The sequence below is a fragment of the Synechococcus sp. A15-60 genome, from assembly GCF_014280095.1.
Taxonomy (GTDB): Bacteria; Cyanobacteriota; Cyanobacteriia; order PCC-6307; family Cyanobiaceae; genus Synechococcus_C.
This window is the reverse complement of sequence record NZ_CP047933.1, coordinates 1,247,941-1,274,424: the sequence shown is the minus strand read 5'-3', so window position 1 is coordinate 1,274,424 and position 26,484 is coordinate 1,247,941. Positions and strand designations below refer to the sequence as shown.

Sequence of the window (26,484 nt, the reverse complement as noted above, 5' to 3'; positions counted from 1 at the left end):
TGGAAATGGTTCACCAAAGGGCGGAATTCAACATGCTTCGATCCGACGCCGTCACCCTGGGGATCCAACGCTCCCCGAACCGCGCCATGCTGCGTGCTGTCGGTTTTGGTGACGAAGACTTCGGTAAGCCGATCCTGGGCATCGCCAACGGCTACAGCACGATCACACCCTGCAACGTTGGACTCGACGACCTGTCCAAGCGTGCTGTTGAAGCCGCCCGTGCCGCTGGAGGCATGCCTCAGATGTTCGGGACCATCACCGTCAGTGATGGCATCTCGATGGGGACGGAAGGGATGAAGTACTCCCTAGTCAGCCGCGAAGTGATCGCTGATGCCATCGAAACCGCCTGCAACGGCCAGAGCATGGATGGCGTACTGGCCGTAGGTGGCTGCGACAAGAACATGCCTGGCGCCATGTTGGCGATGGCCCGCATGAACATCCCGTCCATCTTTGTGTATGGCGGCACGATCAAACCAGGAAAACTGGGGGGCTGTGATCTGACCGTGGTGAGCGCCTTCGAGGCCGTGGGTCAGCTCACCAACGGCAACATCGATGAAGAGCAGCTCACTGAAGTGGAGAAAAACGCCTGCCCGGGAGCCGGCAGCTGCGGCGGCATGTTCACTGCCAACACCATGAGCGCGGCCATCGAAACAATGGGCCTGAGCCTGCCCTACAGCTCCACCATGGCTGCGGAGGACCAGGAAAAAGCCGACAGTGCTGCACGCTCGGCCGAGGTGTTGCTTGACGCGGTGAAGGCCAACATCCGTCCCCTCGATCTGATGACGCGAGAGGCCTTTGAAAATGCAATCAGCGTGATCATGGCAGTGGGTGGATCCACCAACTCCGTGCTGCACCTCCTGGCCATCGCGCGCACGGCTGGTGTTGAGCTGAGCATTGATGACTTCGAACGCATCCGCCAGCGCGTGCCTGTGTTCTGTGACCTGAAGCCCAGCGGCCAATACGTCACGGTGGATCTGCACCGAGCCGGTGGGATTCCTCAGGTGATGAAGCAACTGCTGGATGCTGGTTTGCTACACGGCGATTGCCGAACGATCGAAGGCAAGACCCTCAAAGAAGTCCTGGCGGATGTTCCCTCCACACCACCCGCAGGCCAGGATGTGATTCGCCCAATTTCAAACCCCATCTATCAGAAGGGTCACCTGGCCGTCCTCAAAGGCAACCTGGCCATCGAGGGCAGCGTGGCCAAGATCAGTGGTGTGAAGACACCCGTCCTGACGGGCCCCGCTCGAGTATTCGAAAGCGAGGAAACCTGCCTGGCCGCGATTCTCGATCGCCAGATCAAGCCCGGTGATGTGGTGGTGGTTCGCAATGAAGGACCCGTCGGTGGTCCGGGGATGCGCGAAATGCTCTCGCCCACCTCCGCCATCGTCGGTCAGGGGCTCGGTGAAAAGGTGGCGCTGATCACTGACGGCCGTTTCAGCGGAGGCTCCTACGGCCTCGTGGTCGGTCATGTGGCTCCGGAAGCTGCCGTCGGAGGCACCATTGGCCTGGTGCAGGAAGGCGACAGCATCACCGTCGATGCCAATCAACTGCTGCTGCAGCTAAATGTGGACGAGGCTGAACTCGAACGACGTCGTGCCGCCTGGACGAAACCGGAACCCCGCTACCGGACGGGCATTCTTGGCAAATACGCGCGGCTTGTCGCCTGTGCCAGCCGTGGTGCCACCACGGACCACTGCGACTGAGAACGACTCGAGCACACCACATCTAGCGTTGACTTCCCGATCTCAGATTGGGATGATGTGGATCCCCATCACCCGGCCACCGCAGGCACCAGTGCTAGCGGTGGTTTTTTATTGATCAGATCGCTGGCCTCAAGCCAGCAAGGCCCTGAGTCGACGAGCCAAGGCCTCCAGCGGTGCACCATCGGCAGGTGAAGAGCAACGTTTGCCGCTTTCACCATCCATCCACACCGGATGCTGGCCGTGCCACAGCATTGGCCTGTCGGGTTGGTCAGCCCAAGCCAAGGTGAGATTGAGCTCTACACCACTCCGGTACATCTCCAACTCCAGGTCCAGCTCACGCAGGCGCTCACCCTCCCCATTGCGGCACTCGATCCGACCTTGGTAGTCCTCGGGAGTGGCCTCTTCAGCTGACAGCACAGCATGCTGATAAGGCTTGCTACAGACGTCCGCGGCCGCGGCGATGAGCGTCTCGAGTGCGGCGCAGGGTCCGAGCTCAGAAGGCATCAATCGAACGCAGCAACATCTGAATCGGCCCAGATCGGTAGCCAGGATTGGCCTGTCCATCATCACCAAAACGGGAGTGCAGCAGCTGCAAGCGAGTAACGCAGGACGGATCGAAACGCACGGGCAGGCTGACTGGACTGGCTCTCACCACTGGCCTGAGCTGTTCAAAAGGAATGTCGACCACAGTGGTTGCCGATGGCTGCGTCGCGACCGTGGTCACCCAGCGCAAACCACCGGGAATCAGCTCAGTGAGGCCGAGCACACCATCACGGCAGGCCACGGCCACCTTGAAACTGCGGCCCTCGCCATCCAGCGTCAAGCGCAGACCGTTGAAACCGCTGAGATCCAAGGGCGGACGAAACACCGGTGATCGGCAACTGACGAAACCACCGCCTTCACTCACCACCTCACCTTCGAGCCTCAGCCCCTGGTCCGTGACACGGCAACCAGCGCTGCTGGCCCCACCCATGATGGTGTCGTTGAGACTGGCCCACTCACGGAACCCTTGGCCAGCAACCACCGTTCTGATTTCAGGCGCGGGCTGAGAGGGGGGAATCGTCAAAGACCTTCGGAAGCAGCCTGATCAGCAAGCACCAGGATTTCGGATCCCGGTTGCACCAGCTTGGCAGGTGTGCGTTCCGGCGACTCATCGGGATCGAGCAGACGCGACAGCGCCTGACGTTTGCCTTCACCACTCACCAGAAACACCACCTGGCGAGCTGCACTGAGCACGGGCGCCGTCAGGGTGATCCGATCCAGGCCCTTGCCACGACCGACGGTGGTCCAGCGATCGCAAACCGTTGGTGCATCCGTGCCGGGAAACAGGGACGCGGTATGCCCGTCATCGCCAAGGCCCAGAAGCATGAGATCGAACACAGGCGGTTGACCATCACAGATGGTGCCCAGAAGATCTGAGAAAGCGTCAGCACTTGCTTCTGCCGACGGCAGTGAAATGGTCGGCACTGGATGGAAGCAGGCTTTGGCTCCGGGCTGCCCCGATGTCAGCAAGGTTTGGCGAAGCATGCGGGCGTTGCTGGATTCATCGTCAGCTGCCACCCAACGTTCATCGCCAAGCAGCACATCCACCCGATCCCATGGGAGGTGCTCATGAGCAAGCAAGGCATAGGCCTGAGCTGGCGTGGTTCCACCGGACAAGGCAACCTGCGCCCTGTCCCGCTGATCAAGGGCAAGATCGATGGCAGCACCGATGTGCTCAGCAGCGCGCCGGGCGAGAGCCTCTTTGGACTCGGCCCGTTCAATGCGATAAGCGCTCATGGGCCCGACCTCAGTCCAACCACTCGGTGTGGAAGCTGCCGTCTTTATCAACCCGCTCGTAGGTGTGGGAGCCGAAGCAATCCCGCATGGCCTGCACGAGGTTTTGGGGGAGACGAGCGGTGCGGTAGCTATTGATGTAATCGAGGGTGCTGCTCAGACAAGGCACCGGGACACCGGCCGCTGCTGCGCCCGCCACAATCGTCGCCAACCCGGGAAGACGACGATTCACCTGATCGGCAAACCAGGGGTCGATGAGGAGATTGGCGAGCTGAGGATCGGCGTTGAAAGCATCCTGGATGCGCTGCAAAAGACGGGCACGGATGATGCACCCCCCCTTCCAGATCTGCGCGATCGAAGGCATGTGCAGGTTGTAGTCATGCTCGGCAGACGCGATGCGGAGCAGTTCCATGCCCTGGGCGTAACTAGCCATGCAGGCCAGAACCATGGCATCCATCAGGGGAGCCATGCCATCGGCCGGAGTGCCCATGTCGAAGGGCTGAATGGCAGGGCCCTGAAGGATGGATTCCGCCTTGACGCGTTGATCCTTCATGGAGCTCATCACCCGACCATTGAGTGACGCATAAATCGTTGGGACGGAAGCACCCATCTGAAGCGCGCTCACCACAGTCCAGAGCCCCGTACCTTTCTGGCCAGCCTTGTCTTGAATCTTTTCGACGAGATCAGCACCATCTTCGGGGTCTTTAGTGCGGAGACAAACCTCCGTGATCTCCACCAGGTAAGAGGCAAGTTCCTCAGTGTTATTCCAGTGAGCAAACACATCGGCCATCTGCGTCCCGGTCATGCCACCGACCCGTTTCATCAGGTCGTACCCCTCCGCAAGGATCTGCTCAATGCCGTATTCAATGCCGTTATGGACGGTCTTCACAAAATGGCCTGATCCACCCGGGCCGATGTAGGTGACACAAGGACCATCGTCGACCTGGGCCGCCATCTTGGTCACCAGGCTCTCGATGGCGTCGTAAGAGGCTTTTGTTCCGCCCGGCATCATGCTCGGGCCCTCCAGCGCTCCCTTAGCGCCGCCGGAAACACCCATGCCGATGAAACCGAAGCTCTTGCTTTCCAGCTCGGCGACACGACGTTCGGTGTCGTGATATTCGGAGTTACCACCATCGATGAGCAAATCACCCTGCTCGAGCAGGGGAGAGATCTGCTCGATCACGGCATCCACTGGGCCGCCGGCCTTGACCATCATCAAGATGCGGCGGGGCCGTTCCAATTTGTTAACGAAGTCCGCTAAATCCGTTGCGCCCTGGATGTTTTTACCAGCACCACGTCCCTCTAGAAATTCTTCAGTTTTGGCGTAGGTGCGGTTGTAGACAACACTGGAGAAGCCATTGCTCTCGGCATTGAGGACTAGGTTTTCCCCCATCACGCCGAGACCAATCAAACCGAAATGGGCCTTGGACATGGTCAGCTGGACACTGCAGTGACCACAGTGTGACCACGGCAACCGAAGTCGGCTGCAACATGGTCAATGTGTGTCAGGAATGAGGAATCAGATCAAGAAATCAAATCACGGTTCCATCGGCAATCGAGGCGTTTTTCACCACGACGACGATGCCGTTGCGGATGTAGAAACCGAGCTCTGCTCGATCCGCTTCTTCAACGTGATCCTTGTTGACGATGGTGACGTTTCGACCGATCCGGGCATTTTTGTCAAGGATGGCTCGCTTCACGGTGGTGCCTTGCCCCACACCGAGAGGAATCCCCCCACGCTCACTAAGAACAGCACGTTCTTCGCTGGATTCAAAGAAATCGGCACCCATCACCAGCGTGTCCTGAAGCACCACATCGGATTCGAGGCGACTGCGCACACCAAGCACGCAGTGATGAACACTGCAAGATTTGAGAATCGAACCCTCACCCACAATCGAGTTGGTGATCTGTGCATCCACCAACTTGCTAGGCGGCAGGTAACGGGGACGGGTGTAGATGGGGAACTTCTCGTCGTAGAAGCTGAAAGGAGGCTTTGGCTGCAGCGTCAGAGCAAGGTTGGCTTCATAGAACGCACCAATCGTGCCGATGTCTTCCCAGTAGTCGTCGAAGACATAGCTCTGGAGCTTGTCACCGCGTGCCAGTGATGCAGGAATAACTTCTTTGCCGAAATCCTTGTGGTCGGTGTTCGTATCCAGCAGGTCGAACAGCGTCTTGCGACTGAAGACATAAATCCCCATCGACGCCAGATAAGGGCGCTCTTTGGCGGACTCGGAACTCAAGCCAAACCGGGAGGTGTCAACGGCCATCTCCCGCAACGAGTCACCCTTCGGCTTTTCACGGAATTCAAGGATGTTGCCATCTCCATCCGTGCGCATCAGCCCGAAAGCCTCGGCTTGAGCGGGGTCAACCGGCAAGGCCGCAACGGTGAGATCTGCGCCGGTCCTGCGGTGGTGCTCAATGAAAAGGCTGTAGTCCATGCGATACAGCTGGTCACCGGAAAGGATCAGGTATTCATCGACATCCCATTCCTGGAACAACCACTGGTACTTGCGGACCGCATCAGCCGTGCCCTCAAACCAAGAGGGACTGTCGGGTGTCTGCTGAGCAGCGAGGACTTCGACAAAACCACCGCCGAAAGAATTGCTGAGGTTGAAGGTTTGGCTGAGGTGCCGATTGAGTGACGCACTATTGAACTGCGTCATCACGTACATCTTGTTGATGTCCGAATTGATGCAGTTGCTGATCGGGATATCAATCAGACGATATTTGCCTGCCAGCGGCACAGCTGGCTTGGCACGCATCTTGGTGAGTGGGTAGAGACGCGTCCCCGCACCTCCCCCGAGAATGATGGCCAGAACGCGCTTCATGCCGCCCCCGAAGATCGGCTTTGCGGGGGTAAACCTACCGGACTTTTCCTGATCTCAGCACACCTTTGGACCAGATCAACCAAGACTGCTGGGAATCAGATTTAGACAAGCAACGGAGAGGCCTTGCTAAGCGTTAGCGATCTTGATCTTCATCCTGTGCGAGATCAAAAAGTCGCTCCACAACCAAAAGTGAATTCTGCCGTTCACTGCGTTGTTGAGGAGCACGAAGCGCGGTCACTGGGGTGTGCAGAACCTTATTGATGATTCCTTTGCTGAGGGCTTCAACAACTTTGCGCTCACGGGCCGAGAAATCGGGGCCCATGCGACTCAACGCCTTCTGCAACTCTTCGGCACGGATCGACTCGAGTGAAGAGCGAAGCCTGTTGATGGTGGGTACGGCTTCCAGGCTGTCCCACCATTCGAGGAACAATCGACTCTCCTGATCCAGAAGTCCCTGAGCTTCTCGAGCGACCTGTTGACGCGCTTCCTGGTTGCGCTCAACAACCTCTTTGAGGTCGTCAACGTCGAAGGCCTCGACACCGGAGAGTCCCTCCACATCCGCAGCGATGTTGCGGGGAACGCCGATATCGATCAAACGCAGGGAACTGCGACGATTCAAGCGTTGTAAGCGCGCGGCATCGATGATCGGATCATCAGCAGCTGTGCTGGTGAACACAAGGGAGCATGTGCTCAAACAGTGATCCAGATCATCCAAAGGCCGACATTGCACTGGGAGATCTGGAAAATCAGCTGCAAGGGCTTCAGCCCGAGACATGGTGCGGTTCAGCACCACCACACCGGACGCGCCTTTCGCCTTGAGGTGTTGCAGAAGCAAGCGACTCATCCGGCCTGCTCCGACAACAGCCACCTGCTCGCCGTCCAGGGAGACGAGATCATCAACACCACGGCTCTGGCCGAGCTTCAGCTGGGCCAGTTCAACGGCCGCCGAACTGATCGACACCGCACCGGTGCCCAGGTTGGTCTCACTGCGCACGCGCTTGCCCGTGCTGACAGCCTGCGTGAGCAGTCGGTTGAGGATGGGCCCGAGCGACTTGTGCTCCTGCCCCAAGCGCATCATCTTCTTGACCTGGGAGAGGATCTGCCCTTCTCCAAGAACAAGGCTGTCAAGACCGGCAGCCACCCTGAGCAGGTGCGCCACCGCATCTTCATGGTGGTAAGTGAACAGATGAGGTTTGAGATCTCCGGTCTCCAGACCGGAGTGACCACTCAAGAACTCCCTAACAGCTGAAATACCGAGTTCGGGGTTGCGAACAAGGGTGTAAATCTCAAGGCGGTTGCAGGTGCTGAGGATCGAGGCCTCCAACACCTGGTCATGTCCCCGCAGATTCTGCAGGGATTCCTCCATGGTCTGCTCAGGGATGCTGAGCTTCTCACGCACTTCAACCGGTGCCGTTCGATGACTGAGGCCGACAACGGCAATGTGCATGGGGGAATCCCTGGTAGTTGAAAGGAACGGTCAGCTCAGAGCAATGCTCTGGGCGCCATCCTTGATATGAACCGTGTTGGTGAAACGGCAGGTGTCGTCGAGATTGCTGATCACCAAGCTGCTGGTACGGGTGCAATCCCGCTCGAATTTCACGCCATGGAACAGCAGTCCATCGGTAATGCCGCTGCCGGCGAAAACCACGTGCTCACCGGAAGCCAACTCGTCAGCTTCGTAGATCTTGTCGGGATCAGAAATGCCCATCTCGGCCAGGCGAGCAAGATTGCCCTCTTTGGTGAGATCGGCCCATTCCTTGGTTTGAGCCACAGCCGGGTCGTACACCAGCTGTCCCTGGAAGTGACCACCGAGGGCGCGCATGGCAGCCGCGGAGATCACGCCTTCAGGAGCCGCACCGATGCCCATCAGGCAGTGGGTTCCGGTGCCGGCGAAACCGCAGGCAATCGCCGCTTGCACATCACCGTCGGAGATGGGCTGAACACGGGCTCCGGTGGCACGAATCTCAGCAATCAAGTCCTTGTGACGCGCACGGTCCATCACCACGATGGTGAGCTCTTCAACGGCCAGTCCGAGGCATTCGCTGAGAATCTTGATGTTCTCGGTGGCCGACTTGCGGATGTCCACCTTGCCTTTGGCGGCCGGAGGAGCAGCCAGCTTCTTCATGTAGAAGTCGGGGGCATTGAAGAGACCGCCGCGGTCGGAAGCAGCGAGAACAGCCATGGAGCCACGCTGGTTGTTCGCACAGAGGTTGGTGCCCTCACAGGGGTCAACTGCGAAATCAACACCAGGCCCCGTGCCGCTTCCAACTTCCTCGCCGATGTAAAGCATGGGAGCTTCGTCACGCTCGCCTTCACCAATCACGATGCGGCCTTGCATCTGGATCTGGCCCATGCGCTGACGCATGGCTTCCACGGCAGCGGCATCTGCCTCATCCTTCTGACCGAGACCTGTGAGGCGGGCGGAGGCGATAGCTGCCTGCTCAACGACCTCGAGAATTTCCTGGATGAGAGTGCGATCCACTGGTGTGCGGCGGGGAACTTGATGCGGTGAGGATCAGCTCACAGGGCTTGGTGCCACAGGGCTTTTCACTCGTCAGCGCGGCTCACTGTATCAGCGTCTACAACGCTCTTTACAATCGTCCCGTTCCACAGCCTGAACTCGCCATGAGCACCAAGTCACTGGTGGTCTCTCCATCCATTCTTTCAGCGGATTTCGCCCGCTTGGGTGAGGAAGTGAAGGCAGTGGATCAGGCCGGTGCCGACTGGATTCATGTCGACGTGATGGATGGTCGCTTCGTGCCCAACATCACCATCGGCCCCCTGATCGTTGAGGCCCTCCGTCCGGTGACGACCAAGCCTCTGGATGTGCACCTGATGATCGTGGAGCCCGAAAAGTACGTCCCCGATTTCGCCAAAGCGGGTGCGGACATCATTTCGGTGCAGGTCGAAGCGTGCCCTCACCTGCACCGCAACCTGGCCCAGATCAAGGATCTCGGCAAAATGGCCGGTGCGGTGTTGAACCCCGGCACCCCTCTCGACACTCTCGAGTACTGCCTCGAGCTGTGCGATCTGGTGCTGATCATGAGCGTCAACCCCGGCTTCGGCGGTCAAAGCTTCATTGAGAACCAAGTGCAGAAAATCCGTGATCTGCGCCGCATGTGCGATGAGCGCGGTCTCGATCCCTGGATCGAAGTGGATGGTGGCATCAAAGGCGCCAATGCCTGGAAGGTGATCGAAGCTGGCGCCAACGCGATTGTGAGCGGTTCCGGAGTGTTCAATCAATCCGACTACGCAGCCGCGATCCAAGGCATTCGCGACAGCAAGTGCCCCGAGCCTGTGCTGGTCTGAGTCTTCGGCTGCTGATTACAACCCTGCAAGGCTCTTCCTTGGAAGAGCCTTTTTTGATGACCTGGAGAGCCCGCGTTCGTTAACCATCCTGATCAGACACATCGGCGCCAGACCCGAGATCACCATCGAGCTGTTGACCAGGCTTCCAGCCGCTGGCCCAGATCTCACGGCAGCGGAGATTGAGGGTCTGGGCATCGAACCCCCAAGAGGACACCACCTTCTGGATGTCGGCTTTGATGTCATCAGCCCCGGGGAAGTCGCAATAACGCATCACCAAGCGAGCGGCAACGGTGAGTTGCTCAGGTCCTGGATCGCCCTGATGCCCCAGCAGAGCATCCACAAGATCGCGATCCGATGCATACAAAGGATGGGTCTGTTCGGCGTTTTCACTCATCAGAAACAGGCATCAAGGACAACGAAACGCAACGCGGATGAGCGTCACACTGACTGTGTCGAGCAGCCAAGCACGGGATATGTCAAACACCTCCCGTCAGCGAACCCCCCTCGTCCTTGCTGCTGGCGTGGCCTTGATCGTGCTGCTCTTGGCTGGTGCCGCAGGGCAGCAAGCCTGGAGTCGCCAAACCCAGTTGACCGCCCGTTTTGAACAGTGCATGGATCAAGCACCGTTCAAACAGTCACTGAAAACCGCACAACCAGAGCATCAACTCCAGCCTGAAGACCTGCAGAGGCATTTCGATCAGTTCAACGAAATGTTTGAAACAACTGGCCTGCCGCCCGTCTGGGATGGCCATCAGCTCGTTGCCTGGACAACGTTTCACCGCGTCTCCATCCAGGTCGCGAAAGCTTGCCATCAACAACTGAACATTCAGAGGCCGCAACGACAACTGCGCGGCACCTACGCGAAATCGGTGTGGGATCCAGATTCTGCAGTCTGGAGGGATTCCGAATCGCTATCCACCACTTTGCGTCCAAGCAACTGAAGGTGCTCTAAGCAGCGGCCTGTTCGGAGGTGGATTGCAACGCCTTGGCCTGAAGCTGTTCTACTGCTGACAACGCCTCATGGGCCGCCCAACCGTGCGTGTCCATCAGCTCCTTGACCAGTGAGTCGGGTGTCCGCTGGATGCTGGCCCTCATCGCCGCCACGTCGTGGTGGTCGCGAGCCAAAGCCTCTAGGCGTAGACCCAGAAGTTGCTGCATCGTGAAGTGATTCATACGCGCAGTTTGCAAGAAAGCGTGTGGACGTGCGGCTGCGGTTGATGCAAAGCCAGCAATCAAATGCATCAACATGGCGGGCCAGTCACGCGATTCTTCGAGTGATGCTGCGCTCTACTGGAGTGACGACAGGAGCAGCATCACCACCATGAGACGCGATGTTCCAGGTCAGGAGGAACCGAGAAAGTGGTTTCGCAGCCATCTGCTCGGGCGGGAAGTGGAACTGCAGGAGCTCTACGACCTCAGCCTGTCCGAACTGGACCTGCTGATGGCTGAAACAGCTGAGATCCGATCCGATCTGGAAAACCGTGCGCGAAATCATGGGCGCTGGTGCACGGCCGGTTACATGCTCGAGTTGGCACGCATCATTGATGCACGACGCATGCGGGACTGAATCCAAACATTGCTGTGCATTCACCAAGTCTCAAACCATGCATACGGGCTTGGCACCACAACCTTCAAAAGCGTTGATGTTTTCGCACCAGCAGCAGGCGTTTGCGTTTAATCAATCATTCAGACGACCATGTCATCCATGGAGTTATTTATGAATAGGGATACGTATTCGGCACGAAGAATTGTTCATTGATGGGTGGCCTGGTGTAATCACCTTGTTTCGGTCGTGGAGGCAATTCAATCGCTGGCGGGGTCATGTCTTCCCAAGGCACTTTGCCGAGCACATGACGGAGACAGTTGAGGCGTGCCCGTCGTTTGTCGTCTGCTTCCACAGTGAACCAGGGGGCCTCAGGAATGTTGGTGCGGTTGAACATCTCGTCTTTCGCCCTTGAAAAGTCGACCCAGCGATTGCGCGCTTCAAGGTCCATGGGGCTCAGCTTCCATCGACGGGTGGGATCATCAATCCGGGATTGAAAGCGAATTTCCTGCTCGGTGTCACTCACCGAAAACCAATACTTCAACAGCAGAATTCCGCTTCTCACCAGCATGCGTTCAAACTTGGGCGCATCTTCCAGGAATTGCTCGACTTGTTCTGGCGTACAGAACCCCATCACCCGTTCCACACCGGCCCGGTTATACCAACTGCGATCAAAGACAACGATCTCTCCTGCTGCAGGGAAATGTTCCACATAACGCTGGAAATACCACTGACTTTTCTGGCGTTCTGTTGGCGTTCCGAGAGCAACAACTCTGCAACCACGTGGATTGAGTGGTTCCGTCAGCCGTTTGATCGTGCCCCCTTTTCCGGCAGCATCACGCCCCTCAAACAACACAATCATCCGATAACCGGTGTCTCGGATCCAGTACTGCATTTTCACCAGTTCCGTCTGGAGGCGGACCAGTTCCGACTCGTAGAGCTTCTTATTCAAGCGCTGCCGTTTTTGTTGACCACCTTCCAGCAAGTCATCCAACAGCTCAGCTGGGTGGTCAATCTCGCGCTCACTGCCACCCAGGCTGTCCAGACCATGGTGAGAAATCTTGGCCGCAGCCTTGTCCTTGCTGGGTTCGCTGTGTTTCTTGTCCTTGGCTTTGGCTTTGGCTTTGTCTTTGCGCTTCTGACCCATGGCCGCAGATCATTCCTATCCCCATTGGAGGGCCTGGACGCGTGAAGCGTCCGAGTGCGCCGGTTTTTCTCAGATTTCCACCGGCCCGATCTCGGACTGGCTCATCGGCAGGGGCAAACTGAGGCGAATGGCAAAAGTGCCAGGATTCTGACCAGCTTGCGCGGACAGACACTCCAGTTGCCCGCCATGCAAACGGGCGACGTGGGCAACAATGGCCAGGCCAAGACCGCAATGGCCTTGCTGACCTCGGGACGAATCCAGACGATGGAACGGTTGGAGGGCCTCGTCCCATTGCTGAGCGGGCATACCTTCGCCCTGATCCCAAACCTCGATGCAGCAGCGATCATCGAGCGCATGCAACTTGAGAATCACCGGAGCTGCGCCGTAGGAAAAGGCGTTGTCGATCAAGTTGGCGACTGCACGGCCGAGGGCGACGGGTTTCACCAAGAGACTGATCGAGGCCAACTGCAACTGCAACTGATCGGCCGGATGACTGCTGGCCACTTCAGCCAACAACTGATCGAGGGGAACCTCAACGGAGGTTTCGCTGTCACCTCCCCCGGCAAACAGCAGGAACTGACCAGTAATTCTCTCTAAAGATTGCAGGTCACCAGCGCAGCGTTCGCGTTCATCCGCTGAAAGCTGTGGCATGGACAGGCGGAACTGCAGCCGGGTGATTGGCGCGCGGAGATCGTGAGCAATCCCAGCAAGCATGGTGGCTCGCTCGCGGCGGTTCTGAGCAAGCCTCTGCACCATCGCATTGAACCGCCGGGTGAGGCGCTGCACCTCGGGAGCTCCGCGGGAGGGAACGGCATCCGGATCCTCGCCCTCACCGACTCTGGACAGTGCCTTCTCCAGACCGCGCAGGGGCGCCTCCACCTCGATGAGCAAGAACAGACCACCGCAGATCACCCCAGCGACGACCAAAGACAGGCCGAGCAGCGTCGGCTCAGGCGGCCAGCGCATCATCGACGGCACATCCACCCGCAACCAGATCGGTTCCAGTGGGGAAATCAGTTCGATCCACACGCGCCTTTCGCCCCGAGCAGCTCGGTCGGGCAACACCATCGGGCAGTGGGATAACCGCCGACACAACTGCTGTTGCAAGGCGTCAGCTTGACGTTTGAAGCCTGCCGATGGAGGGACTGCAGGGGGTTTCGGTCGAACCGCCACCTTGAGATCAAGACCGGTGAGCTCCGCCACCAAATGGGGTGGGTAGCGCTCCAAGGCCAATTCAGTGAGGCGCACGTTCAACGCCAGTTCTCGGCCGAGCTGAATGGTCTGCAATTGCTCCAGTTGCCGGCCAAACAGGGCCTGCAGCATCACCAAACAGAACGCTGAACTGCCAACCGCCAGGCCACCCCAAACAACCAGTGCTCTCAGACGTTTCTGCCATGGACGTGAGGGCATCGGGTGACAGTCCTGCGGGAATCAGAGCGATCGGATTGACCGATCAAAAACGACGACACTCTCGATCTGTAGTCCCGCTTCGTGCACGGTGTGGGAAACCAGCGAAATTGTTCGGAAAGTGATCACTGTTAGGCGGGTTGAAGTCAACGACCATTTGAGAGGAGAACCCTCAATTTGAGGCACAAGATCCACGACATCCTTAACATCTCAACTTCAACGGGCAATCCGACTCTCAGACAACGATGAATTGTGCCACTACAATGATAGCCAAATTCATCTCCTTGAATCTGCAGAGAATTGAATTCATCCATACCTAGCAATTAACTCATGACAGCGAAGGTCCTACAGACAATGCTCTGTCTTAGCAGCTGGAGGGCGTCGATGAGTATTTTTAATTTGAGTACGGCATGGGTTCTAGCAGAACTCAGCCCCTCCCCAATGATCAATAGCCTGTTAATCTTACCTCGGAGTATTTCTGCAATATTACCGCTTCAGCGAAGCCGCCGAGGCCTGTTCTTTTTTACAACAGCAGCAATCCTATTTGAAGTTGTTGTCATTGGTATGTATTTCGACTTCGGCAACAAAGCAGCCTTGATTTTCTTGACCTTTTTCAGTGCTCAGCTCGCATCACTAGGAATCACCAAGAGTGACGCAGTAATCATAGGATTTACACAAACAAGCGAAGGAATCACAAATCAACAAGTTCTTCAAGGTAAGGATATAGGAGGGGTTACTGGAACATTCCTGGGAGGGATTATTTACCCAGCTTTCAAACTCTTACCACCGACACTGTTGCTGATGCTTCCCGTTGCCTGGCTTGCCGATCGAGAGAACAAAAAGCAGTCACAAGCATCACCCAATCAAACAGAGATCAAAAAGGGCGTTCCACCGTTGGAACGATGGAGCCTATTGAACGGTTTGGTGGACGGCGCTCTCTTTTCTCTGCTGCCCTTGTGGGTCCTCCAAATTAAAGGAGGAGATTCAGTTGATCTCTCCTGGATCATCGGTTCGTTCATGCTCGGTCGCGTATTTCAGAAGCGTCTTCTTCTAAAAATGAAGACTGACTCTTACTACGGTTTGTGCGCAATCCTGATTTTTCTGGCGGCACATCCAAACACTCCGATATGGCTTGACGTTGTTCTCTTCATGCCGTTAGGTGCTTCGATTGCGAGAATTCAGCTTGAACTTGTTGATCATCTTCAGCCCTACGGGAATCCTGCACGACGCTTCGACATCATCGGTCGCTCAAACACGATCGCCGGTGTTTTTGGAGGCTTAGCGATGGGAGTGACAGGTGAATTGTTTGGCATTCGAGAAGCGTTGGGCCTCCTTGCTATTGCCTTTGCAGGCTTGGGTTTAGCGTCCTGGCGGTGGCAACGTCCAGTGCCCTCTAATCAGACCTAAGTGATGATCATCGGGAGGGATCTCAAAGCAACACATCAAGCGCAACTCATTGCGCTTGATGTGTTGACAACCCTGGATGTTGAGGTCATCGAAATCGTTTTTTGTGTTCGCAATTCACGGACAACAATCAAAGCAACGCAATGATGCTGACGCGTCACGCTGATTGAACCTGGTGGATCAATGCCTCGTACGAGGCTCACCATCCGGAACAAACACATAACCGTATCCCCAGACGGTCTGCAGATAACGCGGCCTGGTCGGGTCAGGTTCCACCAACTTGCGCACCCTGGAGACCTGCACGTCCATGCTGCGGCTATCGGTGTCGCAACCGGGACCCCTAGCCAGCTCAATCAGCCGTTCGCGAGACAGCGGACGATGGGGATGCTGAACAAAAGCGGCCAACAAGCTGAATTCACCACTGGTGATCACCACAGGCTGTCCTTCGCGCATCAGCGTCCGTGCGGCAAGGTCCAGCACATTTTCACCGAACACCACATCACCACCCTCAGCCAACGGCGTCCCGGCGGGAAGCGCACTGCGACGCCTCAGCACCGCTTCGATGCGGGCCGACAGCTCACGGGGTAGGAACGGCTTGGCCAGGTAGTCATCTGCGCCCTGTTCCAGTCCAATGATGCGATCCACTCCATCACCACGCGCCGTGAGCATCACGACAGGAAGATCATCGCCAGCATCCCGCAGACGACGCAGCGCGGTGAGACCGTCATCTCCGGGCATCATCAGATCGAGCACAATCAGATCTGGACGCTGAAATTCCAGGCGTGCCTCAAGCTGCTTCACATCACTGAGACTGCGAACGTCATAACCCTGATCGATTAAGTACGTGCCAACCATCTGGCGCAGATCGGGATCATCGTCCACGACCCAGATCATCGAGGGTTTCTTCGCCGCGGGCTTAGCTGAAGAATTGGCGGTGGAGGTCATCATTCGAGCACCCAGTTCGTCGGGTTCACAGCCATGGCTTTCGATCCATCTTGATGCTGATTCGATGGTATGGATCTCGCCACTCGATGTCTCGCAGGAAAGGACCCTGTCACAGCTGATCGGAGGACTGTCACGACTCAGACATGTCCTTCAAGGCGAGCGTCCATAAGCTCAAGGGATGCTGAAGCCCTTGAACCGATCTTGCTGGAGCGCCATTGGGCTGATCGGAATCGGGGGCCTGATGTCATCTGTGGCTGTTTTGGCAGATCCTCGGCCGGTGGAGATCTACGGGCAACGGATGGAAGCGATGTTCGTACGGCTCGACGTGAACGGGGATGGACGACTGGAGTCCGATGAGGTTCAGGGCCAGCCGTACCTCGAACGACGGCTGCAGCGTCGCGATTCACGCGGATTTCTTCTGCTGGACGACCTCAAAGCCAGAAGCACCCATCCGAGCGGTGCACGCTTGCAACAACGTTTTCACCAGGCTGACCGCAATGGTGATGGACGCATCGATCGCTATGAATGTCAGGCTCTGCCCTGGCTGAGCAGGAATTTCACAAGCTTCGATCTCGATGGCGATGGGGGACTCACGCTGACAGAGCTCTGGACTGTCCAGCGTTCTCTGGCGCCACGCATGACGCCTTAGCGACGATTGCGACGACGGTGAGGCATGGAAGCAACCGACTTGGGAGCTCGCGGGCTGAAGGTGCGCTTGAGCGAGCGAAACAAGCGAATGAGGCCTGAAATCAACGCCAACAGAGCGCCAACCAACAAAAGCGCGACAACAATCACTGCCGCCAGTCCCAGCAGCCCTTCAAGGAGCTGACCGATGCCGCCGATGAGGTCAGCGATGGCTTCGCTGACCACCAGCAAGCCTTCATCCTTTTGCGGCAACCAGCTCAGGAATGCCAGAGCTGCGGAGCCGAGGGCCAACAACAACACACCCTCGACAAACTGCCTGCCAATCGATGGCTGACGGCGAGGCTGACGGTCCGTGAACACACGACGGGTCTTCGACATTGGTCGCAGAGGACGAAGGTTCGGAGACCTCATGGACATTGCCGAACAGCAACCGGCAACCACGGTTGACTGGATGCCTCAGTTCGACAATCACCGCGAGGACGCATCAGTGGCCTGAACGTATCGTTACATTCTGGTGAGGCCCTTCGTCAGGTCAACGCTTCTCGTCCTCTTGTGAAGGATCGCTGATCGGAGCCTCCGTGCTCAAGGGTTCAGTGATCTCCTGAGGACCTGGTTCAAGCTGCGGCACTGGAAGCAGCATGGCGACAAGACCAAGAACAGCAAACGTCGCTCCTCCCAGCAAAGGAGTTGCCAGCCGTTTTGTCAGGGGGATGCGTTCGACAAGATCGCGACGATGCAGCGGTTCATGCTGGATGGACGGCCAGTCGAGGCGAACACGGGTGTCCATCCGCAGGGCATCCAGACAGCGCACAAGATCAGCAAGCTCCGCGTCGTCTAGGCGAATCGATAAAGGTGGAACATCGGCCTGACCGCTCGTCAGATCCAGTCGATGCTGAACCCCCTCTGCCACGATTCTGACGGGATCCCCCTCCTCTCCCACGGAACGGACCACGTTGGAGAGCCGCAATCGCACGTAGGGAATCACCACGCGCATGAGCGATTCCAGATGTTCACGTCGGCCTTCGACTTCTGTGCCGCCGACAATCATCAACCGCCAGGACGACAGGATGCCGATGGCCTGATCACCGTGACCGGCTGAGAGGTCAGGGAGTCCCTCCACCTCCAAACGGGTTGAGGTTTGGTCATAGCGGTAAGACTGTTTCAACATCGCCGTTCAACGTTCAGGGGGTGGGGTCAAGAAGGCTGGCGCGTAGACGATCGACGCCTCCGGGACCAGACGCCAGAGCCAGAGTGAGAACCAGTTGGCGCTGGAGGGCAGCTCCAGGTTCAACGCCCAGCAACCGTTGAATCGCCCCGCGGCGTGGGTTCATGCGTTCTTCGATCAAATCGCGAAGACGCTGATCAACCAGCGCCCAGCGTTCGCGGGTGAGGTGTTCCGGTTCACGACTCGACAAGAGCTGATGAAGCATCGGATAGAGCCTGTCAGCCATGACGCAGAGAATTCTGATCAAAGCCTCGGTTTCCACAGCGCTGAGCTGCCCCCGACGGGTGGAACGTCGCAGGGGATTGTGGCAGCGACGTTTCCAGAGCTCGACGCGATTGGGAAAGATCGACTCGAAGCCCAGTTGGCGCGTGGCCCACAGCATGGCCTCACCACCATTGAGATCGAGAGACTCAACGGTGAGCAACAGCAGATCCAGGCGCTCGAGCGCACGACGGCCAAGGACGGCATCTGGCAAGGACGGATCAGGAGCCGCCTGAGCAGTGACTTCAGTCATGGCTGCGATGATGGCAGGGTTGAGGCCTTCGCGTCACCACCCTGTGGATCTTCGTCAGTTCATTCGTGATGTCCCCGACTTTCCGAAGCCAGGAATCCTGTTTCGCGACATCACGCCTCTGCTGCGCGCTCCTGAAGGCTGGGCTGAGGTCATGCGTCAGTTTGACGACATCTGTGAGCGCCTCCAACCGGATTTGATCGTGGGCATTGAATCGCGAGGATTCATCGTGGGGACTGCGATTGCGACCCGACGAAACCTCGGCTTCGTCCCCATTCGGAAGCCCGGAAAGCTGCCAGGTGAGGTAGTTGGCATCGACTATTCACTTGAATACGGCACCGATCGGCTGGAAATTCATGCCGACGCTCTTGCCGACGGTTCCAGCGTTTTGCTGGTGGACGACCTTCTCGCCACCGGAGGCACGGCGGCAGCCAGCGTTCAGCTGATTGAACGTGCTGGAGGACAACTGCTCGGCTGCGCGTTCGTGGTGGAACTGGCTGATCTTGAGGGTCGTCAGCGTCTGCCTGAAGGCGTGGCGATCGACTCCTTGATCACCTATGGCTGATCCACGCTGGAGAGCGCACAGAGACCTTCAGGACTGTTGTTGCAGCTGCCAGTCGAGAACGTCTTGATATTGCGTCAGGTTCAGCAAACCGAAACTCCAAAGCACCACAGGCAACGGCGCCTGTTCGAGCTCAGCCTGACGGAGTCCCAGATTGATGGCGTTGTCACTCAACCCGAGTTTTTGGTGGAGAAAGTCAATCAGCGCCCTGGACACTGCCGGTTGAGGATCACTGCTGATGACCATGACGAAGAGTGTATTGGGCTCACTCTGGCAGTGATCTCAGCAGTGTGCCCGGACCATCGGTCATTGCGGAAAGACTGAGACGACGGAGCCAACCCAGCTGGGCAAGCGCGACGAGTGCCAAGCGTCGGAGCGGCAAGAGCAGCAGGTGACGATTGGAGAAGAACCGAATCAGTAGATCGGTCGCCAGCAGGACACTTAACAGATCCAGTCTCCGCCTGCGCGTGTAACGGCGTGGCAGAGCGCGTGATGTCAAGACTCCATCGCGCAGTTGCTGGGTTAAATCCAACAGATCACTGACGTCACGCCAGCAGAGGTTCAACCCCTGACCTCCGACCGGATGGCAACGATGCCCCGATTCACCCACCAGCAGCAAACGATGACGATCGAGTCGCGGCGCGAAGCTCAACTCCAAAGGGAAAGCCCCTGGGCGGTCCAACAGTTCTGTGACCGAGAGCTCTTCCGGGAGAATGGCCGTGAGAGCCGACAGGAGTTCCATGCTGTTGGACCCGGCACGATCGCGACACAGACTGATCGGCGCACTCCAGACGACCTGATAGCGATCCTCTCCGAGGGGAAGAACGGCCATCGGACCTTCAGGCCGGAACAACTCGTAGGCCGTGAAAGGTTCAGCACCCCGCAGACGAACCTTGGCAGTCAGACATCCCTGCTGATAACGATGAGACCAATACAGAACCCCCGAGCGTTCGCGCAGCGAGGAGCGGGGGCCATCAGCCGCAATCATCCACTCCCCCGAGACGGAGGCAGGGGATGCAAAGGGGGCGTTGTCGGCAACGCCAAAGCGCAACGCTACCCGCGGTGATTGCTCAAGATGGTCCAGCAACAGGCGCATCAACGGTCGATGATCAAGGATCCAACCAATGGCTTCGGCCTTGCGGTTGGCATCGTTCAGATCATTCAGTGTGAACCAAGCGGTCTGATGGGTGGCTCGATCATCAAGACGTAGCGCTGTGAAGGGTGTGAGCTCAGGGGACAAATCGGACCAGAGCTCGAGGCGTTGAAGCAACCGCCGAGACGAGTGCGTCATGGCGTAGGCACGACTGCGATCGAGCAATGCCTGCCGGGGTAGTGCGTCGATCAAATCAACTGAGTGACCTTGGCGCGCTAGTCCAAGAGCCAGTAGTGCTCCCGTAGGACCAGCTCCGACAATTCGAAAGCGACGAAAATCTGTGGTGGCCACTGAATCCCGCGTTGGAGAAGCAATCGTCACCACAGAAGTCAACTTGTTCAGCCGATACCAAGAAGACCACGCGTGAAAGCTTCGCCTCCGAGGGCAAACTCTGTGGCGAGAAGCGCAATAAAGCCCAGCATGGCCATGCGACCGTTCAGCTTTTCGGCCCGGTCGTGGAATCCCCAGCCACTTTCGGTGTCGACGACTTCCATGCGGGGCTCAGTGGCGAAGGCATTAAGGCGGCCACCGTCTTCAGTGGTGACGCTGGCACCACGGATGGTGGGAGCATTGGAGGGAGCCTGGGACATGTTCAACCTGTCTTCTTTACACAGCTTAACCTACTTATTAAGAACTTTTACGCAACCGCAGCCTGCATAGATCTTCAAAGGCCGGACGCAACAGAAACGGATACTCGCCGACCCAAAGTCTCAGCTCGGGTAACCAGGCATCACTCAAAGCACCGATGCGGGAAAAGTCCTTGCGTTCGCTCAGCACCAGACAACGAATCAGCACCCCGGCTCGAATGGCGGAATGGGTTTTGGCCATTGGAAAACTGACGCGACCCAGGTAGCCGTCTTCATCCGCCAGCTCGAGAATCATCCAGGTTCGCCGATTCTCGACGAGCTCCAACCGGCCGTTGGCGTCCGCCTGCTCACGCTGATTTTCAACCCGCTCTCGGGTGTAGGCATCCACCACCTCTCCCTCGAACAGTGCAGCCGCGGGATAGCGCCGCAAGGTGGCATTGCGGCGGCCCGCCTCAAGGATCGGTCCCCAGAGGATGTAGAGCAGAAGCACTACACCCGCCACGAGCCACACCGATCCCCAACGGTTGAACGACAAGCTCTGACTGATCAACAGCGTGATCACGCCACCAATGCCTGAAATCAACAGCCTCTGCAGGATTTTGCGGGGATCACCGACCATGGCCTGGAACTGAGTTCCCGTGGCCACCGCCGGTATCAGCCGCTGCAATTCACCGGGCCTTAGAGGAATGAGCATGACGACTCAAAGGAGGCGTTCGAGGCCGTAAACAAGACCCGAAAGCTGACGAACCTTCCGAACACAGAGGAGAACCCCGGGCATATAAGCGGATCGGTCGATCGTGTCGTGGCGAAGGGTATAGGTCTCACCGGGAGCCCCAAACATCACCTCCTGGTGCGCCACAAGCCCGGGAAGACGAAGGGAGTGGAGCCGAAGGCCGCTGGGGCGCTGACCGCCGCGACTGCCCTCGAGGGACTCATGCTCATCCACTTCCGCGGCGTTGAAAGTTTTTCCCAGTTCTTCCATCAGCTCTGCAGTCTTGATGCAAGTGCCACTGGGAGCATCCGCCTTGCGGTTGTGATGCAATTCCGTTAGCTCAGCGTGGTCATAAAAGCGCGCCGCTGCGGCCGCTGCCTGCTGAAGCAGCACCATGCCAACCGAGAAATTGGGGATCACAGCCCCTCCCACCGAGGCCTTTTCAGAAAACGTCTGCAAATCCCGCAGCTGCTCAGGTGACAAGCCGGTGGTGCCAATCACGGGATGCACGCCGTAAGCGATCGCAGCCCTTGTGTTGTTGTAAACAACTGATGGGTGGGTGAAATCCACCATCACCGCACCCTTCCCCGGGCCCGCATCACGCACCGCCTGGCTGCTGGCGCAAAGACAGCCTTCGAGGTCGGCGGTAAGCGCTACCTCAAGTTCCCCCAGTCCCAGCAGCTCACCGACATCGGCACCCTCTTTGCCAGGTGTCGTGTCGATTGCCCCCACCAGATGGCAGTCAGGCGATGCCTGCACGGCGCGGATCACTTCGGCTCCCATGCGCCCCAGCGCTCCGGTCACCAGCACAGGGATTGAAGGACTCGCAGAAGCGCTCATGCGGGAAATCGGTCTCGAATGAGCCTATGGGGCAGCCGGGTTGTAACACCAAGGTTGTGGAATAACGCAGTGGTGGCCTGTCGGCCGTATCGTTCTTCACATAGCTAAAAGTGCGCTGATGTTCACACAGGTCCGCTCCGCCGATCGCCGCGTTGCTCCTGTGGAGGGTCAAAACCACAAATCCGTCATGAAGGCGGTGTACGTGGTTCTTGAGCCCCAGTACCAAAATGCACTCACCCAGGCGGCAACAGCTCTGAACGCTGCCAATGGAGATCTCGGCATCGATCTTTGCGGCTACCTGATCGAGGAGCTGCGCGATGAGACAAACTACGAAAATTTCAAGCGCGACGTGTCCGAAGCAGATGTCTTCGTCGCTTCCTTGATTTTCATTGAGGATCTGGCTCAGAAGGTGGTGGATGCCGTAGCTCCCCACCGCGACCGTCTCAAGGCTGCGGTGGTCTTCCCCTCCATGCCGGAGGTGATGCGTCTGAACAAACTGGGTAGCTTCTCGATGGCGCAGCTCGGTCAGAGCAAGAGCGCCATTGCCGGCTTCATGAAAAAGCGAAAGGAAGCCGGTGGAGCCGGGTTCCAGGACGCGATGCTCAAGCTGCTGAACACGCTTCCGACCGTTCTGAAGTATCTGCCGGTTGAGAAGGCCCAGGACGCTAGAAGCTTCATGCTCAGCTTCCAGTACTGGCTTGGCGGAACGCCAGACAATCTTCGCAACTTTCTGTTGATGCTTGCGGATAAATACGTGTTCCCCGCTGCCGGGGGCGAGGAACGTCCCGAGATGCAGGTGGCTGAACCCGAAGTCTTCCCCGACTTGGGCATCTGGCACCCCCTCGCACCATCCATGTTCGAGGACCTCAAGGAATATCTCAACTGGACCGCGAGCCGCACCGATCTCTCTGAAGAAGCCCGCAAAGGGCCCGTGATCGGACTGGTGCTGCAGCGCAGCCACATCGTGACCGGTGACGATGCTCACTATGTCGCCACCATCCAGGAGCTGGAATTCCGCGGTGCCCGCGTGATCCCGATCTTTTGCGGTGGCCTGGACTTCTCCAAGCCAGTTAACGCCTTCTTTTACGACCCACTGAACCCAGAGCAACCGCTGGTTGACGGCACAGTCTCGCTGACCGGTTTTGCACTGGTGGGTGGTCCCGCTCGTCAGGATCACCCCAAGGCCATCGAGTCGCTCAAGAAGTTGAATCGGCCCTACATGGTGGCTCTTCCGCTGGTGTTCCAGACCACTCAGGAATGGGAAGACAGTGACCTAGGCCTCCACCCGGTGCAGGTCGCCCTGCAGATCGCGATCCCGGAACTCGACGGTGCCATTGAGCCGATCGTCCTCTCCGGTCGCGATGACGCCACCGGCAAAGCGCACACGCTGCAAGATCGAGTTGATGCCATTGCGGAACGCGCCATCCGCTGGTCATCGCTGCGGATCAAGCCGCGCACGGAGAAAAAGCTGGCCATCACAGTCTTCAGCTTCCCTCCCGACAAGGGCAATGTCGGAACAGCGGCCTACCTCGATGTGTTCGGCTCCATCCATCGCGTGATGGAGGAAATGAAGGCTCAGGGCTACGACGTGCAGGATCTGCCTCCAAACCCCCGTGCCCTGCTGGAAGCGGTGATCAATGACGCCGATGCCATGGAGGGATCACCGGAGCTGTCGATCGCCCACCGGATGAGTGTGGAGGAATACGAGCGCCTGACGCCCTATTCCGAGCGTCTGGAAGAGAACTGGGGCAAGCCACCTGGCAATCTCAACAGTGACGGCCAGAACCTGCTTGTCTTCGGTCGCCATTTCGGCAACGTCTTCGTTGGCGTGCAGCCCACCTTCGGCTACGAGGGTGATCCCATGCGCTTGCTCTACTCCCGGAGTGCGAGCCCTCACCATGGCTTCGCGGCTTACTACACCTATCTCCAAAAAATCTGGAAAGCCGATGCGGTGCTGCACTTCGGCACCCACGGCTCTCTGGAGTTCATGCCCGGCAAACAGATGGGCATGAGCGAAACCTGCTACCCCGACTCGTTGATTGGTGCGCTGCCGAACCTCTACTACTACGCAGCCAACAACCCTTCAGAGGCCACGATTGCCAAGCGTCGGGGCTACGCCTCCACGATTAGCTACCTCACTCCTCCAGCAGAAAATGCTGGTCTTTACAAGGGCCTAAAAGAACTCGGAGAGCTGGTGGGCTCCTACCAGCAATTGCGTGAAGGCGGTCGTGGTGTGCAAATCGTCAACACCATCATCGAAACGGCACGTCAGTGCAATCTCGACAAAGACGTCGACCTGCCCGATGACGATTCCTCGGCGCTCGAACTCGAGGGGCGCGACGCCCTTGTCGGTGCGGTGTATCGCCAATTAATGGAGATCGAAAGCCGGCTGCTTCCCTGCGGTCTTCACACCATCGGCAAGCCTCCAACCGCGGAGGAAGCCATCGCAACGCTGGTGAACATCGCTGCCCTTGAACGCGAGGAAGACGACTTGCGTTCCCTGCCTGGCCTGCTCGCTGAGGCCATGGGTCGCACGATCGAAGACATCTACAAAGGCAACGACGAAGGCGTCCTTGCGGATGTAGAGCTCAATCGCACTATCACCGAGACCTCCAGGGCAGCCATTGGAGCCATGGTCCGCAGCCTCACCGGCCGCGACGGACGGGTGAGTCTTCGCAACAGCTTCGGCTGGTTCTACGACTTACTGTCCAAATTCGGCTTCAAACTCCCTTCCCCCTGGCTGAGGGCCTGTTGCAGTGCGGGCTTCGTTCAGATCGATTCCACCGAACTTGACAAGCTCTTCGCCTATTTGCGCTTCTGCCTTGAGCAGGTGTGCGCTGATATGGAAATGGAGAGTTTGCTCAAGGCTCTCGACGGCGAATACATCCTGCCCGGACCCGGTGGTGATCCGATCCGCAATCCCGGTGTGCTGCCCAGTGGCAAGAACATCCACGCGCTCGATCCCCAGGCCATTCCTACCCGTGCTGCGGTGGCTGCAGCCAAAGGCGTCGTCGACAAGCTGATTGAACGTCAGCGCGAAGAGCAAGGCACCTGGCCTGAAACCATTGCCTGCGTGCTCTGGGGTACCGACAACATCAAGACCTACGGCGAGTCGCTCGCCCAGATTCTCTGGTTTGTGGGTGTCAAACCGATGCCCGATTCCGTGGGTCGCGTCAACAAGCTTGAGCTGATCCCCCTGGAGGAACTCGGGCGCCCCCGCATCGACGTGGTGGTGAATTGTTCTGGTGTGTTCCGCGATCTGTTCATCAATCAAATGGCCCTGATCGATCAGGCCGTGAAGATGGCCGCAGAAGCCGACGAACCACTCGATCAGAACTTCGTTCGCAAGCACGCGCTCGAACAGGCTGAAAAGGAAGGAACTTCACTGCGCGATGCGGCCTGCCGAGTCTTCTCCAATGCCAGCGGCAGCTACAGCTCCAACGTGAATCTCGCGGTGGAGAACAGCACCTGGGAAGAAGAGGGCGAACTGCAAGAGATGTATCTCTCGCGCAAGACCTTCGCGTTCAACGCCGACAACCCCGGTGAAATGAATCAGAAGCGCGAAGTCTTTGAGAACGTGATGAAGACCGCTGATGTGACCTTCCAAAATCTGGACTCCGCAGAGATCTCCCTCACGGACGTGAGCCACTACTTCGACTCCGACCCCACCAAACTGATTGCTGGTCTGCGTGACGACGGCAAAGCTCCCACCAGCTACATCGCGGACACCACCACCGCCAATGCCCAAGTGCGGTCGCTCAGTGAAACAATCCGCCTGGATTCACGCACCAAGCTGCTCAATCCCAAGTGGTACGAAGGCATGCTCGACTCCGGCTACGAAGGTGTCCGTGAAGTGGCCAAGCGCCTCAACTTCACCCTCGGTTGGAGTGCCACCAGCGGCGCCGTCGACAACTTTGTTTATGAGGAAGCCAACGAGACCTTCATCAATGACCCTGAGATGCGCAAGCGTCTGCTGGAACTGAACCCCAACAGCTTCCGTCAGATCGTTGGCACGCTTCTCGAGGTCCATGGTCGTGGCTACTGGGAGACCTCCGACGAGAACATCGAGCAACTCCAAGAGCTCTATCAAGAGGTTGAAGATCGCATTGAGGGAGTGACCACAGCCTGAATCACAGCGACCGTCGGTTCGCCATCTCAAGGCCGGTGATGGCTCACCGGCCTTT

The 26,484-nt window shown here is 57.9% G+C and carries 28 protein-coding genes; 8 read left to right on the top strand and 20 right to left on the bottom strand.

Annotated features, from left to right (window positions below; all coding sequences use genetic code 11):
* Positions 1–32: 32 nt before the first annotated feature.
* Positions 33–1,706 carry a dihydroxy-acid dehydratase gene (ilvD, locus tag SynA1560_RS06995; protein ID WP_186499875.1) on the top strand — a complete coding sequence of 558 codons (1,674 nt, stop codon included), beginning with the start codon at positions 33–35 and terminating at the stop codon, positions 1,704–1,706.
* 129 nt (positions 1,707–1,835) lie between these two features.
* Here the strand turns inward: ilvD and SynA1560_RS06990 are convergent, their stop codons facing one another.
* The 7 genes from SynA1560_RS06990 to glpX form a co-directional block, all read right to left on the bottom strand.
* Positions 1,836–2,210, bottom strand: coding sequence for a hypothetical protein (locus tag SynA1560_RS06990; protein ID WP_186499874.1), 375 nt, complete (start codon positions 2,208–2,210; stop codon positions 1,836–1,838).
* Positions 2,200–2,730: a CIA30 family protein gene (locus SynA1560_RS06985; RefSeq protein WP_370523203.1), complete on the bottom strand. Its 531-nt coding sequence runs from the start codon at positions 2,728–2,730 to the stop codon at positions 2,200–2,202. The genes SynA1560_RS06990 and SynA1560_RS06985 overlap by 11 nt, the downstream gene beginning before the upstream one ends.
* A 38-nt stretch (positions 2,731–2,768) precedes the next feature.
* The gene (gene pgl / locus SynA1560_RS06980) at positions 2,769–3,485 is read right to left on the bottom strand and encodes a 6-phosphogluconolactonase (RefSeq protein ID WP_186470885.1); all 717 of its coding nucleotides are present in this window, start codon (positions 3,483–3,485) and stop codon (positions 2,769–2,771) included.
* A 10-nt stretch (positions 3,486–3,495) separates the two neighbouring features.
* Positions 3,496–4,914, bottom strand: coding sequence for an NADP-dependent phosphogluconate dehydrogenase (gene gndA, locus SynA1560_RS06975; protein ID WP_186470884.1), 1,419 nt, complete (start codon positions 4,912–4,914; stop codon positions 3,496–3,498).
* A 100-nt stretch (positions 4,915–5,014) separates the two neighbouring features.
* Positions 5,015–6,310, bottom strand: coding sequence for a glucose-1-phosphate adenylyltransferase (locus SynA1560_RS06970; protein ID WP_186470883.1), 1,296 nt, complete (start codon positions 6,308–6,310; stop codon positions 5,015–5,017).
* Between the two features lie 133 nt (positions 6,311–6,443).
* Complete coding sequence (locus SynA1560_RS06965; RefSeq protein ID WP_186501511.1) at positions 6,444–7,757, bottom strand: glutamyl-tRNA reductase; 1,314 nt, start codon at positions 7,755–7,757, stop codon at positions 6,444–6,446.
* Between the two features lie 30 nt (positions 7,758–7,787).
* Positions 7,788–8,792, bottom strand: coding sequence for a class II fructose-bisphosphatase (gene glpX, locus SynA1560_RS06960; RefSeq protein WP_186470881.1), 1,005 nt, complete (start codon positions 8,790–8,792; stop codon positions 7,788–7,790).
* Positions 8,793–8,935: 143 nt separating this feature from the next.
* Here glpX and rpe point away from each other — a divergent pair, with 143 nt between their 5' ends.
* Positions 8,936–9,619: a ribulose-phosphate 3-epimerase gene (gene rpe / locus SynA1560_RS06955; RefSeq protein ID WP_186501510.1), complete on the top strand. Its 684-nt coding sequence runs from the start codon at positions 8,936–8,938 to the stop codon at positions 9,617–9,619.
* Between the two features lie 79 nt (positions 9,620–9,698).
* Here rpe and SynA1560_RS06950 read toward each other — a convergent pair whose 3' ends face one another.
* The gene (locus SynA1560_RS06950) at positions 9,699–10,013 is read right to left on the bottom strand and encodes a DUF3288 family protein (RefSeq protein ID WP_186501509.1); all 315 of its coding nucleotides are present in this window, start codon (positions 10,011–10,013) and stop codon (positions 9,699–9,701) included.
* A gap of 79 nt (positions 10,014–10,092) precedes the next feature.
* Between SynA1560_RS06950 and SynA1560_RS06945 the strand changes: the two genes are divergently transcribed.
* Complete coding sequence (locus SynA1560_RS06945) at positions 10,093–10,560, top strand: hypothetical protein (RefSeq protein ID WP_186501508.1); 468 nt, start codon at positions 10,093–10,095, stop codon at positions 10,558–10,560.
* A gap of 7 nt (positions 10,561–10,567) precedes the next feature.
* On the opposite strand, the gene SynA1560_RS06940 is transcribed toward SynA1560_RS06945, so the two are convergent.
* Positions 10,568–10,792, bottom strand: coding sequence for a hypothetical protein (locus tag SynA1560_RS06940; RefSeq protein ID WP_255477109.1), 225 nt, complete (start codon positions 10,790–10,792; stop codon positions 10,568–10,570).
* A gap of 148 nt (positions 10,793–10,940) precedes the next feature.
* On the opposite strand from SynA1560_RS06940, the gene SynA1560_RS06935 reads away from it, so the two are divergent.
* Positions 10,941–11,186 (top strand): hypothetical protein, encoded by a 246-nt coding sequence (locus SynA1560_RS06935; RefSeq protein ID WP_186471075.1) that lies wholly within the window; start codon positions 10,941–10,943, stop codon positions 11,184–11,186.
* Positions 11,187–11,334: 148 nt separating this feature from the next.
* On the opposite strand, the gene ppk2 is transcribed toward SynA1560_RS06935, so the two are convergent.
* On the bottom strand, positions 11,335–12,309 hold the full coding sequence (gene ppk2, locus SynA1560_RS06930) for a polyphosphate kinase 2 (RefSeq protein WP_186501506.1): 975 nt from the start codon (positions 12,307–12,309) through the stop codon (positions 11,335–11,337).
* A 69-nt stretch (positions 12,310–12,378) separates the two neighbouring features.
* Positions 12,379–13,719 carry an ATP-binding protein gene (locus SynA1560_RS06925; RefSeq protein WP_186470875.1) on the bottom strand — a complete coding sequence of 447 codons (1,341 nt, stop codon included), beginning with the start codon at positions 13,717–13,719 and terminating at the stop codon, positions 12,379–12,381.
* 381 nt (positions 13,720–14,100) lie between these two features.
* Between SynA1560_RS06925 and SynA1560_RS06920 the strand changes: the two genes are divergently transcribed.
* A complete protein-coding gene (locus SynA1560_RS06920) occupies positions 14,101–15,123 on the top strand; it encodes a hypothetical protein (RefSeq protein ID WP_186501505.1) in 1,023 nt (340 codons plus the stop codon).
* Between the two features lie 177 nt (positions 15,124–15,300).
* On the opposite strand, the gene SynA1560_RS06915 is transcribed toward SynA1560_RS06920, so the two are convergent.
* Positions 15,301–16,014 (bottom strand): response regulator, encoded by a 714-nt coding sequence (locus tag SynA1560_RS06915; protein ID WP_186471074.1) that lies wholly within the window; start codon positions 16,012–16,014, stop codon positions 15,301–15,303.
* Between the two features lie 241 nt (positions 16,015–16,255).
* Here SynA1560_RS06915 and SynA1560_RS06910 point away from each other — a divergent pair, with 241 nt between their 5' ends.
* Positions 16,256–16,714 carry an EF-hand domain-containing protein gene (locus tag SynA1560_RS06910; RefSeq protein WP_370523202.1) on the top strand — a complete coding sequence of 153 codons (459 nt, stop codon included), beginning with the start codon at positions 16,256–16,258 and terminating at the stop codon, positions 16,712–16,714.
* On the opposite strand, the gene SynA1560_RS06905 is transcribed toward SynA1560_RS06910, so the two are convergent.
* The 3 genes from SynA1560_RS06905 to SynA1560_RS06895 all read right to left on the bottom strand — a co-directional run bounded on the left by SynA1560_RS06905 (position 16,711) and on the right by SynA1560_RS06895 (position 18,449).
* Positions 16,711–17,088 carry a hypothetical protein gene (locus SynA1560_RS06905; RefSeq protein WP_186501504.1) on the bottom strand — a complete coding sequence of 126 codons (378 nt, stop codon included), beginning with the start codon at positions 17,086–17,088 and terminating at the stop codon, positions 16,711–16,713. The genes SynA1560_RS06910 and SynA1560_RS06905 overlap by 4 nt on opposite strands.
* A gap of 154 nt (positions 17,089–17,242) precedes the next feature.
* Positions 17,243–17,878 (bottom strand): DUF4335 domain-containing protein, encoded by a 636-nt coding sequence (locus SynA1560_RS06900; protein ID WP_186470871.1) that lies wholly within the window; start codon positions 17,876–17,878, stop codon positions 17,243–17,245.
* 13 nt (positions 17,879–17,891) lie between these two features.
* Positions 17,892–18,449, bottom strand: a complete 558-nt coding sequence (locus tag SynA1560_RS06895; RefSeq protein ID WP_186470870.1) for a DUF3038 domain-containing protein — start codon at positions 18,447–18,449, stop codon at positions 17,892–17,894.
* On the opposite strand from SynA1560_RS06895, the gene SynA1560_RS06890 reads away from it, so the two are divergent.
* Positions 18,448–19,011, top strand: coding sequence for an adenine phosphoribosyltransferase (locus tag SynA1560_RS06890; RefSeq protein ID WP_186470869.1), 564 nt, complete (start codon positions 18,448–18,450; stop codon positions 19,009–19,011). The genes SynA1560_RS06895 and SynA1560_RS06890 overlap by 2 nt on opposite strands.
* A 27-nt stretch (positions 19,012–19,038) precedes the next feature.
* On the opposite strand, the gene SynA1560_RS06885 is transcribed toward SynA1560_RS06890, so the two are convergent.
* From SynA1560_RS06885 to dapB, 5 genes are read right to left on the bottom strand one after another with little or no spacing between them, the layout of a single operon-like run.
* The gene (locus SynA1560_RS06885) at positions 19,039–19,254 is read right to left on the bottom strand and encodes a DUF2949 domain-containing protein (protein ID WP_186470868.1); all 216 of its coding nucleotides are present in this window, start codon (positions 19,252–19,254) and stop codon (positions 19,039–19,041) included.
* 19 nt (positions 19,255–19,273) lie between these two features.
* Complete coding sequence (locus tag SynA1560_RS06880; RefSeq protein WP_186501503.1) at positions 19,274–20,452, bottom strand: FAD-dependent monooxygenase; 1,179 nt, start codon at positions 20,450–20,452, stop codon at positions 19,274–19,276.
* Positions 20,453–20,499: 47 nt separating this feature from the next.
* On the bottom strand, positions 20,500–20,751 hold the full coding sequence (locus tag SynA1560_RS06875) for a high light inducible protein (RefSeq protein ID WP_186470867.1): 252 nt from the start codon (positions 20,749–20,751) through the stop codon (positions 20,500–20,502).
* A 37-nt stretch (positions 20,752–20,788) separates the two neighbouring features.
* Positions 20,789–21,442 (bottom strand): hypothetical protein, encoded by a 654-nt coding sequence (locus SynA1560_RS06870; protein ID WP_186470866.1) that lies wholly within the window; start codon positions 21,440–21,442, stop codon positions 20,789–20,791.
* 6 nt (positions 21,443–21,448) lie between these two features.
* Positions 21,449–22,300, bottom strand: a complete 852-nt coding sequence (gene dapB / locus SynA1560_RS06865) for a 4-hydroxy-tetrahydrodipicolinate reductase (protein WP_186501502.1) — start codon at positions 22,298–22,300, stop codon at positions 21,449–21,451.
* Positions 22,301–22,418: 118 nt separating this feature from the next.
* Here dapB and SynA1560_RS06860 point away from each other — a divergent pair, with 118 nt between their 5' ends.
* Positions 22,419–26,429 (top strand): magnesium chelatase subunit H, encoded by a 4,011-nt coding sequence (locus tag SynA1560_RS06860; RefSeq protein ID WP_186501501.1) that lies wholly within the window; start codon positions 22,419–22,421, stop codon positions 26,427–26,429.
* Positions 26,430–26,484: the final 55 nt, after the last annotated feature.